Origin of the sequence: Deefgea rivuli DSM 18356 (assembly GCF_000620145.1) — a bacterium.
Lineage (GTDB): Bacteria > Pseudomonadota > Gammaproteobacteria > Burkholderiales > Chitinibacteraceae > Deefgea > Deefgea rivuli.
Map to the genome: position 1 here is coordinate 214,456 of NZ_KK211081.1, position 14,453 is coordinate 228,908.

Annotated in this window: 12 protein-coding genes and 5 tRNA genes; 7 read left to right on the forward strand and 10 right to left on the reverse strand. The window is 50.4% G+C overall.

Translation table 11 applies throughout. From position 1 onward, the window contains the following. Window positions 1–222 precede the first annotated feature (222 nt). The 3 genes from waaF (at window position 223) to Q320_RS0110950 (ending at window position 3,297) form a co-directional block, all read left to right on the forward strand. On the forward strand, window positions 223–1,227 hold the full coding sequence (gene waaF, locus Q320_RS0110940) for a lipopolysaccharide heptosyltransferase II (protein WP_027469040.1): 1,005 nt from the start codon (window positions 223–225) through the stop codon (window positions 1,225–1,227). 180 nt (window positions 1,228–1,407) lie between these two features. Then, window positions 1,408–2,697, forward strand: a complete 1,290-nt coding sequence (gene aroA, locus Q320_RS0110945) for a 3-phosphoshikimate 1-carboxyvinyltransferase (RefSeq protein WP_027469041.1) — start codon at window positions 1,408–1,410, stop codon at window positions 2,695–2,697. A gap of 171 nt (window positions 2,698–2,868) precedes the next feature. Then, on the forward strand, window positions 2,869–3,297 hold the full coding sequence (locus Q320_RS0110950; protein ID WP_156939047.1) for a hypothetical protein: 429 nt from the start codon (window positions 2,869–2,871) through the stop codon (window positions 3,295–3,297). A 116-nt stretch (window positions 3,298–3,413) separates the two neighbouring features. Here the strand turns inward: Q320_RS0110950 and msrB are convergent, their stop codons facing one another. Further along, window positions 3,414–3,806, reverse strand: coding sequence for a peptide-methionine (R)-S-oxide reductase MsrB (gene msrB / locus Q320_RS0110955; protein WP_027469043.1), 393 nt, complete (start codon window positions 3,804–3,806; stop codon window positions 3,414–3,416). A 77-nt stretch (window positions 3,807–3,883) separates the two neighbouring features. Here msrB and Q320_RS0110960 point away from each other — a divergent pair, with 77 nt between their 5' ends. After that, window positions 3,884–4,207: a hypothetical protein gene (locus tag Q320_RS0110960; protein ID WP_027469044.1), complete on the forward strand. Its 324-nt coding sequence runs from the start codon at window positions 3,884–3,886 to the stop codon at window positions 4,205–4,207. 57 nt (window positions 4,208–4,264) lie between these two features. Here Q320_RS0110960 and Q320_RS0110965 read toward each other — a convergent pair whose 3' ends face one another. The 9 genes from Q320_RS0110965 to Q320_RS0111005 form a co-directional block, all read right to left on the reverse strand. Further along, window positions 4,265–4,603 carry a hypothetical protein gene (locus tag Q320_RS0110965; protein ID WP_027469045.1) on the reverse strand — a complete coding sequence of 113 codons (339 nt, stop codon included), beginning with the start codon at window positions 4,601–4,603 and terminating at the stop codon, window positions 4,265–4,267. A 189-nt stretch (window positions 4,604–4,792) separates the two neighbouring features. Continuing rightward, window positions 4,793–4,867, reverse strand: a tRNA-Glu gene (locus tag Q320_RS0110970). Between the two features lie 65 nt (window positions 4,868–4,932). After that, a tRNA-Arg gene (locus Q320_RS0110975) sits at window positions 4,933–5,009 on the reverse strand. Window positions 5,010–5,048: 39 nt separating this feature from the next. Continuing rightward, window positions 5,049–5,124, reverse strand: a tRNA-Glu gene (locus tag Q320_RS0110980). 22 nt (window positions 5,125–5,146) lie between these two features. Beyond that, window positions 5,147–5,223, reverse strand: a tRNA-Arg gene (locus Q320_RS0110985). An 18-nt stretch (window positions 5,224–5,241) separates the two neighbouring features. Continuing rightward, window positions 5,242–5,333, reverse strand: a tRNA-Ser gene (locus Q320_RS0110990). Window positions 5,334–5,416: 83 nt separating this feature from the next. Further along, window positions 5,417–6,643, reverse strand: a complete 1,227-nt coding sequence (locus Q320_RS0110995; protein ID WP_027469046.1) for an aspartate kinase — start codon at window positions 6,641–6,643, stop codon at window positions 5,417–5,419. Between the two features lie 213 nt (window positions 6,644–6,856). Next, window positions 6,857–7,927, reverse strand: a complete 1,071-nt coding sequence (gene alr, locus Q320_RS0111000) for an alanine racemase (protein WP_027469047.1) — start codon at window positions 7,925–7,927, stop codon at window positions 6,857–6,859. 185 nt (window positions 7,928–8,112) lie between these two features. Further along, complete coding sequence (locus tag Q320_RS0111005; RefSeq protein ID WP_027469048.1) at window positions 8,113–8,730, reverse strand: DedA family protein; 618 nt, start codon at window positions 8,728–8,730, stop codon at window positions 8,113–8,115. 152 nt (window positions 8,731–8,882) lie between these two features. On the opposite strand from Q320_RS0111005, the gene lplT reads away from it, so the two are divergent. Genes lplT through Q320_RS0111020 form a run of 3 tightly spaced genes read left to right on the forward strand, consistent with a single transcriptional unit; the run spans window position 8,883 to window position 14,430 of the window. After that, entirely contained in the window at window positions 8,883–10,187 is a 1,305-nt protein-coding gene (gene lplT, locus Q320_RS0111010) for a lysophospholipid transporter LplT (protein ID WP_027469049.1), read from the forward strand. Window positions 10,188–10,207: 20 nt separating this feature from the next. Continuing rightward, window positions 10,208–11,350 carry an efflux RND transporter periplasmic adaptor subunit gene (locus Q320_RS19525; protein WP_051534668.1) on the forward strand — a complete coding sequence of 381 codons (1,143 nt, stop codon included), beginning with the start codon at window positions 10,208–10,210 and terminating at the stop codon, window positions 11,348–11,350. Then, complete coding sequence (locus tag Q320_RS0111020) at window positions 11,350–14,430, forward strand: efflux RND transporter permease subunit (protein ID WP_035853475.1); 3,081 nt, start codon at window positions 11,350–11,352, stop codon at window positions 14,428–14,430. The genes Q320_RS19525 and Q320_RS0111020 overlap by 1 nt, the downstream gene beginning before the upstream one ends. Window positions 14,431–14,453 lie beyond the last annotated feature (23 nt).

Here is a 14,453-nt window from a genome sequence, read left to right on the forward strand (position 1 = left end):
ACCCCTGTAGTATAAAGCGGCACTGAGTGCCGCTTTTGTCGTTTAAAGCGAAAGACGATTTATCCACGAAAAACATGCCCCGCAGGAAATACCCTTGGGGTGCGAAAAACACGAAAGTAAATTCAAACTGTCTTTTACATCACCGCAATTAAAAGCAGCGCAAATTTCGTGCCTTTCGTGTATTTCGTGGACTCAAAGCTTTTTAAGTAAAAGGTTGATCCAGTGAAACGAATTCTGATCGTCGCGCCCGCTTGGGTGGGTGATGCCATCATGGCGCAGCCTTTGTACGCGCGCATCAAAGCCAGACGCCCCGATGCGATGATTGATGTGCTCGCGCCTGCGTGGACGCGTCCGCTGCATGCGCGCATGGCCGAAATCAACGAGCTGATCGACGCGCCGTTTACGCACGGTGAATTGAAACTACGCGAACGCTGGAAGCTGGCGCGCGAGATCAAAGCACGCGGCTACGATCAAGTGATCGTACTACCCAATTCGCTCAAATCCGCGTTGGTGCCGCTGTTTGCCGGCATTCCCAAACGCACCGGTTGGCTCGGCGAAATGCGCTACGGTCTGCTGAACGACGCGCGCATTCTCGACCCAATTGCACTGCCGCAAATGGCGCAACGCTTTTATGCGCTGGGCGCGGATGCTGGCGTACCGCTAACAGAAGCGATGCCGTTTCCAGTTTTGACGATCAATCCAAACGAGCGCGCTACGACGGTTCATAAACTCGGTTTATCAATCGACACGCCGATTGTCGCCATTTGCCCCGGCGCAGAATACGGCCCCGCCAAGCGCTGGCCGGCCAAACACGTTGCTGCGCTGGCGAATGAATTGATCGACGAAGGCAAGCAAGTTTGGCTATTTGGCTCGATCAAAGACGTTGAAATTTGTGCTGAAATCCAAGTCCTCGCGCCGCAGGTGCTCAATTTGGCGAGCAAAACCAGCCTCGCCGAAGCGATTGATTTAATGTCGCTCGCCAGCAGCGTGGTCTGTAATGATTCGGGCTTGATGCACGTCGCAGCGGCGCTGCAACGTCCGCTGGTGGCCGTATTTGGCTCTAGCTCGCCAACGTTTACACCGCCGCTGGCGATCAAGGCCAAAATTGTTACGCTGGATTTAGAATGCAGCCCCTGTTTTGAGCGCGTGTGCCCGCTGGGGCATATGGACTGCCTGAATAAACTCGACCCAGAGCGCGTGTATACCGCACTGAATAAATTGAAATAGTGATCCACTCAATTCAAAACCGAGTCCACGAAAAGCACGAAAGCCACGAAAAAAACCAATAAGTGGCTTTCACTAATAACTCGAAAATATAAACTGTTATGTTCGTGTTTTTCGTGACTTTCGTGGACCGATGACTTTGAACTTTGAGGCGTCTGCCAAATACTAAATAAGGAAAGCACCATGGAATTTCTTGATCTTGCCCCGATTGCTGGCGTTAATGGCCGCGTTGCGTTGCCCGGCTCAAAAAGCATTTCAAATCGCACGCTATTGCTCGCGGCCTTGTGCAGCGGCAGCACCAAAGTCCTTGGTCTACTCGCATCGGACGACACACAGCGCATGCTCGAAGCCCTCGCTTCACTCGGCGTTAAAGTTGAACAAATCGGCGACAGTCGCGATTTTATCGTGCACGGTTGTGGCGGCGAATTTCCAGTGAAACAAGCTGAACTCTTTTTGGGCAATGCAGGCACAGCCTTCCGCCCATTGACCGCCGCACTGGCCTTCGCAGGCGGCGATTACACGTTGACAGGCGTTGCGCGCATGCACGAGCGCCCGATTGGCGACTTGGTGACCGGCTTGCAACAAGCGGGTTGCGAAATTGAATATTTGGGCAATGATGGCTTTCCGCCGCTACGCATTCGCCCGGGCAGCATCAAGAGCGACCGCATTTCTGTAAAGGGTAATGTCTCCAGCCAGTTTCTCACTGGGCTATTGATGGCAATACCCCTGACTAAACGCGATATGACGATTGATGTCGTTGGCGAATTAATTTCGAAACCCTACATCGAAATCACGCTGAATTTAATGGCGAAATTTGGCCTGAAAGTGGAGCGTAAAAGCTGGAACGAATTTTTCATTCCCGGCGGCCAAAGCTACACCAGCCCAGCCGAAATCCACGTTGAAGGCGACGCATCGAGCGCATCGTACTTCCTCGCTGCGGGCGCAATCGGTGGTGGCGTAGTGCGCGTAGAAGGCGTCGGCTCAGCCAGTATTCAGGGCGACAAACGCTTTGCCGATACACTGGCAGAAATGGGCGCGCAAATCACGTGGGGCGACAACTGGATTGAAGCAGCACCACCCGCCAGCGGCCAACTCACCGCGATTGACGTCGATCTGAACCACATCCCTGATGCCGCGATGACGATTGCGATTGCCGCGCTGTATGCCAAAGGCACTACGACGATTCGCAATATCGAAAGCTGGCGCGTCAAAGAAACCGACCGCCTCAGCGCGATGGCGACCGAGCTACGCAAAGTCGGCGCAACGGTTGAAGAAGGGCAAGATTGGATTTCAGTCACGCCGCCAGCAACACTCACCGCCAACGCCGAAATCGACACCTACGACGATCACCGCATGGCGATGTGCTTCTCACTCGTCGCGATCAAAGGCGTGCCAGTACGCATCAACGATCCAAAATGCACCGCCAAAACTTTTCCAACTTACTTTGAAGAATTGTCACGGATTGCGGTTTAAACGCCTAAATCAGAAATGCAAAAGCCGCACTATTGGTGCGGCTTTTTTTGATGAGTACATTAAGGTATTGCCCTACAAGCATTGATCTTAAAAGCCCGTGACCAAATACATCAATCCGTAGAGCGGATTAGCCAAAAAGCAAAGAAAATAATTTTTGGGATTAACAGATTTATGGCATTCAAACTATTACCCATCAGTGATGACTATCTACCGATGGTAAAAGAAATCTCAAGCTTACATATTTCTTCGTATAGACAAACCTGGGCAATTGATCCCGAGTCATCCGATTGCTTAATTTTCATCGGTCGTGATTATCTCGATCCGAGTGTTCCCAGTTACTTTGCGCTACTAACCAGAAATCAGAAAGAGCACTGGAGCTTTGAAATGCTGAGCATCCGATATTGTGGACAAAGGCATATAGAAGATTTTCTACTCCAAGATGAACCGAAGCCTGATTATGTAGTTGTTCTTAAGCCGAATGAAAGCTACCAATCGAATCCAGATATTATTAAAACCAAGATTCGCGACGCTGTGCGAGCGTTAGAGAAAAGACCAGGTTTAGAATTCTTATTTATCCCACGCTGGAACGGTTTTCGATGAGTCCTGTAGGGTATGCAAAACTTGATTTTCGTATGAGAACTGTACGTTAATTCATCAGGCAGGTGATCTGAACCGCATTCTGGTGCGTAAATCCCAGCGGGATTTACACACACACCCTACTTCGCCTCAAAATCCAACGCCACCGAATTAATGCAATAGCGCTCGCCGGTTGGTTCTGGGCCGTCAGGGAAGACGTGGCCTAAGTGCGCGTCGCATTGCGTGCAGCGCACTTCGATGCGCTCCATGCCGTGGCTACGGTCGACGATGCGGGTGATTCCTGATTCATCCGCTGCGAGGAAAAAGCTCGGCCAGCCGCAGCCAGCGTCAAATTGCGTGGCTGTTTCAAATAACAAAGCGCCACAGCAGATGCAGTGATACTGCCCTGCGGCGTGGTTTCGATAATATTGGCCACTAAACGGCCGCTCAGTGCCGTGCTGCCGCGCGACATAGTAAGACTCTGGCGTGAGCATCGCGCGCCACTCTTCATCGGTTTTAATCACTTTATCCATTTGCATCTCCTAGATTCGTCTACAGCCTACGCCGAAACTGCTAACATCAAATCTCATCGTCTATTTGAGCCAAAATTATGTTCTTCGTTCGTCGCAATGCCAGTGGTGAAATTATGGCGCTGTCTAAAGAAATGACCAGCGGATATTCCGAGCAACTCGATGCCAATCACCCCGAAGTGCTAAAATTTTTATCGCAATCGGATGAAGTATTTAATGATTTAGATACGAGTTTGATTCGCGTGATCGAAGATTTGGTCGATGTACTCATCGATAAAAATGTTTTGCGTCTGACCGATTTACCGCTGCCAGCACAAGAAAAACTACTTTCGCGCAAGAAAGTACGTAGCTCGCTGAAAAACTCACTCAATATCTTGGTGGATAACGATCAGGGCCTGATTTAGGCCCTGATCGTTATATCTAGTTCAGGCTAGCACGGTGGCTTTCTGTAATACGCTAGCTTATTTATTAGCGCTGGTACTAAATTGATAGCGGTCGTGCACCAATGGCTCATCCAGATTGGCATCGGTGAGCGTGAGGCCTTGCTTGCTGGCGCGCGCTTTAACTTCATCGCGGCACTTGGCATCGCTTGGCGCCGCTACCCCGTATAGAACCTTGCCACAGTCAGCCAGCAGCTCAGCAAACTGCGCGGGCGGAATATTCAAAAGTGGATTTTGATATTTTGGATCGCTTGATGCAGATTCAATCTGTGGCGAATTCGCTTGAGATGGGGTTTTCTCGCCACAGGCCACTAAAACCAAACTCAAAGCCAAGACCAAACCTCGGAATGCCATATTCATCGCCTCATCCTTTTTTTATATTTAATTTGAAGCGTTAATGTACCTGAATTTGGACTTGATTTGAATCAATTCAAAAGCTGGCAACGACTAGCATCAAAGACTGAATGAAGTAGATAGCGTAGGAGATGGATTTATTGCAGACAATAAAAAACGACTTAGCTCGCGCTTAAGTCGTTATTTATTCGAATTTGGCGTTCCCACGGGGAATCGAACCCCGGCCGCCGCCGTGAAAGGGCAGTGTTCTAACCGCTAAACTATGGGAACTTTGGTCTACTGAAGATGACTGATAAAATCAAAAATCTAAAGAGATGTACTACTTAAGTAAGAAGTGGTGCGCCCGGAGCGATTCGAACGCCCGACCCTCTGGTTCGTAGCCAGATACTCTATCCAACTGAGCTACGGGCGCACTGTACTTGCAAACTTTAAAACTTACCAACTCGACAGTTGGCGTCTCCACGGGGATTCGAACCCCGGTCGCCGCCGTGAAAGGGCAGTGTCCTAGGCCTCTAGACGATGGAGACTCTGTAAAACGCTTTATTTGTATGGTGCGCCCGGAGCGATTCGAACGCCCGACCCTCTGGTTCGTAGCCAGATACTCTATCCAACTGAGCTACGGGCGCATCTTACAAAAAAGTTCCTGGCGGAGACGGAGGGATTCGAACCCTCGATACAGATTACTCCGTATGTCGCCTTAGCAGGGCGGTGATTTCAGCCACTCATCCACATCTCCGTTCAGGGAGACCGAATAATATACACACTATTCAGCTCCGTCAACACTTTGACTGAAATATTTCAGACAAAGTGTTGATTTACTTAGGCTACGCGGTCAAGGCCAAATGCTTTATGCAACACACGAACAGCAAGCTCTAGATACTTCTCATCCAATACCACCGAAATCTTGATTTCAGAAGTTGAGATCATTTGGATATTGATACCTTCTTCGGCCAAAGTGCGGAACATCGTCGATGCCACGCCCACGTGCGAGCGCATGCCCACGCCAACGATAGACACTTTACAGATCTTGTCGTCGCCAGAGACCGATTTACCGCCGATTTGCGCTTGAACGCCTTCTAGCACCTTCACAGTGCGAGCCAACTCGCCTTTTGGTACGGTGAACGAGAAATCAGTGGTACCGTCTTGACCGACGTTTTGGATAATCATATCCACGTCGATATTAGCGTCTGCAATTGGGCCGAGGATTTGGTAAGCAATACCTGGCTTATCAGGTACACCAATCACATTAACACGGGCTTCGTCGCGATTAAATGCGATGCCGGAGATGACAGGTTTTTCCACGGTAGAGTCTTCCTCAAAAGTAATCAACGTGCCCTCGCCTTCTTCTTGGAAGGAAGACAGCACGCGTAATTTCACATTGTATTTACCTGCAAACTCGACGGAGCGAATTTGCAAAATTTTCGAGCCCAAGCTGGCCATTTCTAGCATTTCTTCAAACGTAATCGTTTTCAGCTTGCGCGCTTCAGGCACCACACGCGGATCGGTCGTATAAACACCATCCACGTCGGTATAAATTTGGCACTCATCCGCTTTTAAAGCGGCAGCCAATGCCACGCCAGACGTATCCGAGCCACCACGGCCCAAGGTCGTGATATTGCCGTTGGCATCCACACCTTGGAAACCCGCGACGACAACGACTTTGCCAGCACTCAAATCGGCACGCATACTTGCGTCATCGATATGCTGAATACGTGCTTTGGTGTGCGCACTATCGGTAAGGATTTTGACTTGGGCACCCGTATAAGAAACGGCTTCAATGCCGATTTCTTTCAGCGCCATCACCAACAAACCAATCGTAACTTGTTCGCCGGTAGAGACGATCACGTCGAGTTCACGCGGATCTGGATTAGCTTGGATTTCTTTAGCGAGGCCAATCAAACGATTGGTTTCACCCGACATAGCCGACAACACAACCACGAGGTCATGTCCTTGCGCTTTATGCTTGGCGACGCGGCGAGCTACATTTTTAATTCGGTCGGTACTACCCACCGATGTGCCACCGTATTTCTGGACGATCAATGCCATGATTCAACCTGCGGGCGGGATTAAAATAAACGGAGTAATTGTAAAGGAAGCCCCCCCGCTTGGGGAGTGCCAATTGAATTGATTTATGAAGATTTTATTTAGTAGCAGGAAGAAGGCCGCACAATGGGCGTAAAAACACATGAATTACAACAGTTTGCTAACAATTAATTCGAATCACCGCGAATTAGTGTGAAAAACCTCACGAAGAGATACTTAAACGTTATGCACCGGCACTCGGGCGGTCAGCGCGCACATGAGTTCATAGCTAATCGTACCCGCTGCAGCCGCAACTTCATCAATTGGCAAATGCTCGCCCCACAGTTCAACACGGCTACCGATGTCCAAATGAGGCCACGGCGTTAAATCAATGCACAGCATATCCATCGATACTCGCCCCAGCAAACGCGTGCGCTGCCCTGCAATCCAAACTGGCGTTCCGGTTGGTGCGTGGCGCGGATAACCATCGGCATAGCCGCAAGCCACAATGCCGATCCGCATATCTTGATCAGCAGTAAACGTCGCACCGTAGCCGACCGTATCACCAGCGCTCAGCGTTTGAACACCAATCACTTGCGAGCGCAAGCTCATTACCGCTTGTAAACCCAAACTCTGAGCCGTTTTAGCGGCAAAAGGCGATGAGCCGTACAAGGCAACGCCGGGGCGAACCCAATCGCCCTGCACTTCTGGGAAAGCAAAAATAGCGGCTGAATTGGCGGTACTAATAGGGAGATTCAAACCCGCTGTCGCAGCTTGAAACCGTTGCCACTGCGCGGAGATACCCAACTCAGGCTCATCCGCAGTCGCAAAATGCATCATTAATGTGATATCGGCGACATTCTGACATTGCTGCAAACGGGTGACCGATTGCGCGGCGCTTTCCGCCGGAAAGCCCAAGCGATTCATACCGGTATTGAGTTTTAGGAAAATAGAAATCGGCCGAACCAGCTGCGCCTGCTCTAGCCATTCAATATGCAGCACAGAATGCACTGCAATCGATAAATTATAAGTTGCGCAATCGCTTAACTCAGCAGCGCTAAATACGCCTTCGAGTAATAAAATTGGCTGAGTGATGCCATTACGGCGTAATTGAATGGCAGTTTCAATTTCCAGAATCGCAAAGCCGTCAGCATCGGGCAAAGCCGCCACGACGCGCTCAACGCCATGGCCGTAGCCATTGGCTTTAATCACCGCCAAAGCACGCGCTCTTGGGGCGCGTTGCTGAATCAATTGATAATTATGCGCTAAGGCAGCGGCATTAAATAAGGCTTCAATCGGACGAGACATTGCAGCTTCTGATTAGTAAGTAGTAAAGCAAAAGTTTTGGCCTAAGGCCACCCAGTCTTGCATCGTTGTCTCGCCTTGTCGTACTAGCAGTAGATGTACTGCCTGCGGCTTCGACGCCTTGTCATAAAACTTTTGCGCAAGTACTTAAGTTAGGCAAAAATTCTTTGCATGAGCACTGAAGGGAATCAGTCTTGTTTCTTCGGTTTACGGCAATGGCGGAAATACCAAATCCCGACGCAGACAATCACGATGGCGCTGAATAGCAAAATCAGCGATTGACCGCGACCCAACCACTTGAGCATCCATTCGTGGTTCGACGCGCCGTAATAACCCAAATAAACCCACACTGGCACACTAATCAACGCCGCTGTGCCATCCAGCAATAAGAAGCGCATATACGTTACGCGGCGGGACATGCCGGCGCTCAAATAAATCGGGGCGCGCAAACCGGGTAAAAATCGCGCGACAAAAAGCACTCGATTGCCATAACGCTCGAATTTATCCTGCACGGCAGCATAGCGTTCCGGGGTCATCATTCGGGCAAAGTAGCGATGTTCTAATAAGCGCTGGCCGTAATAGCGCCCCGCCAGAAACATACAGCTATCGCCAACCAGCACCCCAAGCATGCCGACAGCGACCATATTATGGACATTTGCATAGCCCAAACCGGAAATCACGCCACCGGCGACCAAAGAAACATCCTCAGGAATCGGGACGCCAAAACCACAGATCAATAGCACCAAGAAAACGGCAACATAACCATAATCGGTAAAAATCGGAATCAGAAACTGCAGAATATCCATTGCAGCACTCGGGCTTTTAAATTTTGACGCGAGAATAATACCACGCAAAACATTTTGCTTAAGCGCAGCAATCACGCTCAAGCCTGTAGTTTTGTCATATTTTGGTGATATATATTCAAAATAACGGTAATACAGACTCGAAGGCAGGCGCAATGGATCGTGGTTTCTTTAAAATCTTGGGGGCGCAGTTTTTTTCAGCGCTAGCCGACAACGCCTTATTCTTCGCCGCTTTAGCCCTACTCAAAGAGCATCAAGCCCCCGAATGGCATTTGTCGATGCTGCTGTGGTGCTTTACCGTCTCGTATGTCGTGATTGCGCCTTATGCTGGCTCGTTTGCCGACTCCATGCACAAAGGCCGCGCGATGATGCTGTGTAATGGCATCAAACTCATCGGCTGTCTGGGCATGTTATTTGGACTACCGCCCATTTTGGCATACGCGATTGTGGGTTTTGGCGCTGCCGCTTATTCCCCTGCCAAATACGGCATTATTACCGAGTATCTACCCCACAGTAAGCTGGTTGAAGCCAATGGCTGGCTCGAAGGCGCGACTGTTTTTGCCATTATATTTGGCACAATTATTGGCGGGTATTTGTCTGGAAGCACCATTAATCAATGGCTACAATCAAATACGTGGCTCAATCAATTAAGCCCAGCCCAGTTTGCGATTGCTGCGATTACACTGCTGTATCTGGTAGCTGCGTGGATCAATCACCAAATTCCACAATTAAATATCCGTCTGAAACCTTTACATCTAAGCCCCGCACATCAAGCCAAAGAATTTGCTTGGTGCCTCAAACGCTTGTGGCGTGATCCGCAAGGACAGACTTCGCTGGCCATCACGACTTTATTTTGGGGCGCTGGCGCAACGATGCGCTTGGTCGTGCTGAACTGGGCCATTTTATGGCTGGCGATTGATTTAGAAACCGCCACCCGCCTCATTGCGATTGTCGCCTTAGGGATTGCGATTGGCGCAATCATGGCCGGGCGCTGGATTCCACTCAAGCGTGCCTTCATCGTGATGCCCGCCGGAATCGGCATGGGCGTTTTAGTCATTTGTATGCTGTGGGTCAACCAAATCTCGCTCGCTGCGTTACTCATGCTAATGATTGGTGTGTTATCTGGATTTTTTGTGGTGCCACTGAATGCCATTTTGCAGCATCGCGGCCATCAGTTGATGGGCGCAGGCCATTCGATTGCAGTGCAGAACTTCAATGAAAATCTGGGTATTCTCGTCATGGTCGGGATTCATGCTTTAATGGTGAGATACCTTAGTACACCGTTACCAGCCAACAGTAGCGCCTTATTACAAGCACAATATGCTGCGTATGGCATACCGCCGATGCACGCGATTATTATCGGATTTGGCCTCTTGGTCCTTCTGAGCATGGCTAGCATTATGTTGCGCTACCATTGCAATTTAAAATTTAAAGTGCCGCCTGACGACACTCTCAATTAGCACCTCTACTGAGTGAATGAATGAATAAATTAGCCCTTGCCAGCCTCACGGTCGCCTGTCTAGTCGCTTTCTCAGGCTGTGAAAAAACCGCAGAGAGCAAAAAGCCCAGCGCAGAAAAACGCCCAATCAATGTGATTAGCACCCAAGTCAAAGCTGGTGCTTTGCCACATGAAATCAGTGCTGTCGGGCATGCTGAAGCCATCCAGACTGTTGAAGTGCGTCCACAAGTCAATGCACAGATTTCGCAAATTCATTTCAAGGAAGGCGATCAAGTCAAGGCAGGACAATTACTGTTTACGCTAGATGCTGATAAAGCCAAAACCCAAGCCAGCCGTAGCAAAGCACTCACCGAAAAAAGCAAAGCAGAATTAGCCGAGGCCGTTCGCAATCTGAAACGCAGCGAAGAACTCGCACAAGCTGGTTTTCTTTCCCCTTCCGCTGTCGACACGGCTCGCGCCAAAATGGGTAGCTTGCAGGCACAAGTGGCCGCAGCCCAAGCCGATGAAAGTGCCAATGCAGTGGAGTTGGCCTACACCCGCATCACCGCTCCAATTAGCGGTCGCACTGGCACAGTCAGCTTAAAACAAGGCAGTTTAGCCCAAGCCAATGCCACCACTCCGCTGGTAACCATCACCCAAACCGATCCAATTCACATTACGTTCAATGTGAATCAAGCCGATTTACCCGCCCTGCTCGCGGCAAAAAACCAAAACAAGGTTCCAGTCAAAACACAATTGCCGAATGGCGAAACTCGCACTGGGGAATTGGTTTTTCTGGACAATGCCGTCGATAAAGCCAGCGGTACTCTGCTTGCTAAAGCCCAATTTTCGAATCAAGATCAACAACTTTGGCCAGGTCTGAGCAGCACCGTGCACATTCAATTAGCCGAACAAAAAGGCTTAGTCGTGCCGCTGCAAGCGATTCAAACGGGGCCTGAACAGCGCTTTGTGTATGTCATCGATGAAAATAAACAAGCCAAAGTCCACCCCGTTACCGTGATTCGTAGCCAAAATGATTTGGCATTGATTGAAGGCGTTGCAATCGGCAGCAAAATCGTTAAAGAAGGCGGGCAAAATCTGCGTCCCGGCGATAAAGTGAGCGAAGCAAGCCGTAGCAATATGAAAGCCAGCGAGAACGCTAGCGCCGCGCAAGGATCAAAATAATGGGCCACGGAATTTCTTGGTGGGCGATTCATCGCCCCGTGGCAACCCTATTGCTATGGATCGCCGTCATGGTCGCCGGTACCGTGGCTTGGTTTAATTTACCCATTGCCGCACTGCCCACTTACGATACCCCCACGATTAGCGTTTCAGCTAATTTGAGCGGCGCGTCGCCAGAAACGATGGCCAATGCCGTCGCGACGCCACTCGAAAAGCAATTTTCGACGATCCCAGGCTTGGCGACGATGACGTCGACCAGCAAATTGGGCAGCACCAATATCACACTGGAATTTTCGCCCAGCCGCGATATTGAATCGGCCGCAGTGGATGTGCAAGCGGCGCTATACCGAGCCAATCGTAGCCTGCCATCAGACATGAAAAGCCCGCCCAGCTATCGCAAAGTGAACCCATCGGACGCACCAATTTTGATGCTCAGCATCAATTCGCCCTCGCTGTCACTGTCCGAGCTGAATGATTATTCCGACAATCTCATCGGCCCTGCGCTTTCGACAATTGATGGTGTGGCACAAGTAACCATTTACGGACAAAAACGATTTGCTGTCCGTGTTGCAGTCGATCCTAATTTACTCGCTGCACGAGATTTATCACTGCCTGAATTGGCCGCCGCGCTCAAAACAGCGAATGCCAATTCGCCGGTTGGCCAGCTCGAAGGCGAACGCCAAACATTAATGCTACAAGCCAATGAGCAGCTTAGAAACGCCGCTGAATTTAGCCAACTAATTGTCGCCACTCGCAATGGCCTGCCCGTGCGCCTGTCTGATGTGGCGACCGTAGAAGACAGCGTTGAGAACATCAAATCAGGCAGTTGGATTGATGGCCAGCGCTCGATTATTTTGGCGATTTTGCGCCAGCCGGGTGCGAATACCGTTGCCACTGTGGATGCAGTGAATGCAATGCTGCCACGCTTGATTGCACAAATGCCCGACTCGGTTGAAGTTAAAAAACTGAACGACCGGTCAACGTCAATCCGCGAATCAATTCACGACGTCACGCTCACACTGATCTTGACGATGGGTTTGGTCGTTCTATCAGTGCTGCTGTTCTTACGCCGCGCCGCCGCGACGCTCATCCCCTCGGTATCGCTCCCTATCTCAATGCTGGCAACGTTTGCATTGATGTACTGGCTGGGGTATAGCCTCGACAATATCTCATTGATGGGCCTAACCGTGGCGCTAGGTTTGGTCGTTGACGATGCGATTGTGGTGCTAGAAAACATCGTTCGGCATATCGAAGAAGGCATGTCGCCGATGGAAGCCGCTATTAAAGGCTCGGGCGAAGTGGCGTTTACTGTCGTTTCAATTTCAATTTCGCTGATCGCCGTGTTTATCCCGATTTTCTTTATGCCTGGCACCATCGGCTTGTTATTCCACGAATTTGCCGTCGTCGTGTCTTTGGCCGTTTTAGTATCGATGGCCGTGTCACTGACCTTAATTCCGCTGTTTGCATCGCGCTTTTTAAAGGCCGAATCGGAAAATGAACACGAACATCAGCCAGCATGGAGTCGCTGGTTTGAACGTAGCTTTAACCGCCTGCTCAGCGCCTATCAACGCAGTTTGGCCGTGGCACTGAGGCATCAACGCTGGATGCTAGGGCTCACTTTAGCGACTTTTATCGCAACGGCCCTGCTGTATATCAACGCGCCAAAAGGCTTTTTCCCGCAAGAGGATATTGGCCAAATTCAGGCCACAGTGGAGGCGGCACCCGATATTAGTTATCCCGCGCTTTTACTCTTGCAGCAAAAAGTCGCTCAAGCCGTTCAAGACGACCCCAATGTGGCGACCGTGGCATCGAGCTTAGGCAGTAGCGGCAGTGCCGGACGACTATTTATTACGCTCAAACCCCGCAGAGATCGCGCCAATATGGCGAAAACGCTAGATAGCCTGCGTAAAGCCACCGGCAAAATTACTGGCGTGAGTGTGTTTTATCGCCCAACACAAAATCTGCAAATTGGCGGGCGTAGCGGTAAAAGTAGCTACCAATACACGCTGCAAGCGGTCAATTCCAACGATTTGGAAGCGTGGGCCGACAAGCTCAAAGCCGCGCTGGCCGCGCAGCCGATTTTCCGCGATGTGACGTCCGATTCTGAGCAGAAAACGCTGCAAGCCAAAATCAATATCAATCGCGACCGCGCCAGCGAATTAGGTATTGATATGCAAAATCTGCGCGATACGCTGTATGCCGCGTATGGCGAGCGCGAAGTGGCGACGATTTACGCGCCGCAAGACAGCTATTCGGTGCTGATGCAGCTCAATGACAGTGCGCGCAGCGATGAAAATGCGCTGACTTTACTCAAGGTGCGTAGCAAGTCCGGCATCCTCGTGCCGCTGATCAGTTTTGCCAGCATCGAGCGCACCGCTGTCACGACGGCGATCAACCACCAAGGCCAATTGCCAGCGATTACGATCTCGTTCAACTTGGCCGAGGGTGCATCACTATCGGATGCGGCGCGTGAAATCAAAGCGGCAGAAAATTCGATCAATTTGCCAGGCTCGATTTTTGGCGCGTTTGCTGGCGATGCGGCGCTGTATCAACAAACGCAAACCAGCCAACTGTGGCTGATTTTGATCGCTGTTGCAGTAATTTATGTGGTGCTGGGCGTGTTATATGAAAGCTGGATTCATCCGATCACGATTCTGGCGGGGATTCCATCTGCGGCAATTGGCGCGCTCATCGCGCTGCAAATTACGGGGCTGGAGCTAACGTTTATTGCGATGATCGGGATTTTGCTGCTGGTCGGTATCGTAAAGAAAAACGCGATTATGATGATCGACTTCGCACTGGAGGCGCAGCGCAATCAGCAATTATCGCCACTCGATGCGATTCGAGAATCCAGTGCCAAGCGTTTTCGGCCGATTATGATGACCACACTCGCAGCCTTAATGGGCGCACTACCGTTAGCGCTGGGTTTGGGCGCGGGTGCTGAATTGCGCCAACCACTCGGCGTGAGTATCGTTGGCGGTTTACTCTTTTCACAGCTAATCACTTTATACATCACGCCTGTGCTGTACCTCACGCTAGAAAAACTCAGTAGCAAGGGTATATTAACGCAAGATAACAAGTAAAAAGCCTAGGTGGCAATACCCAT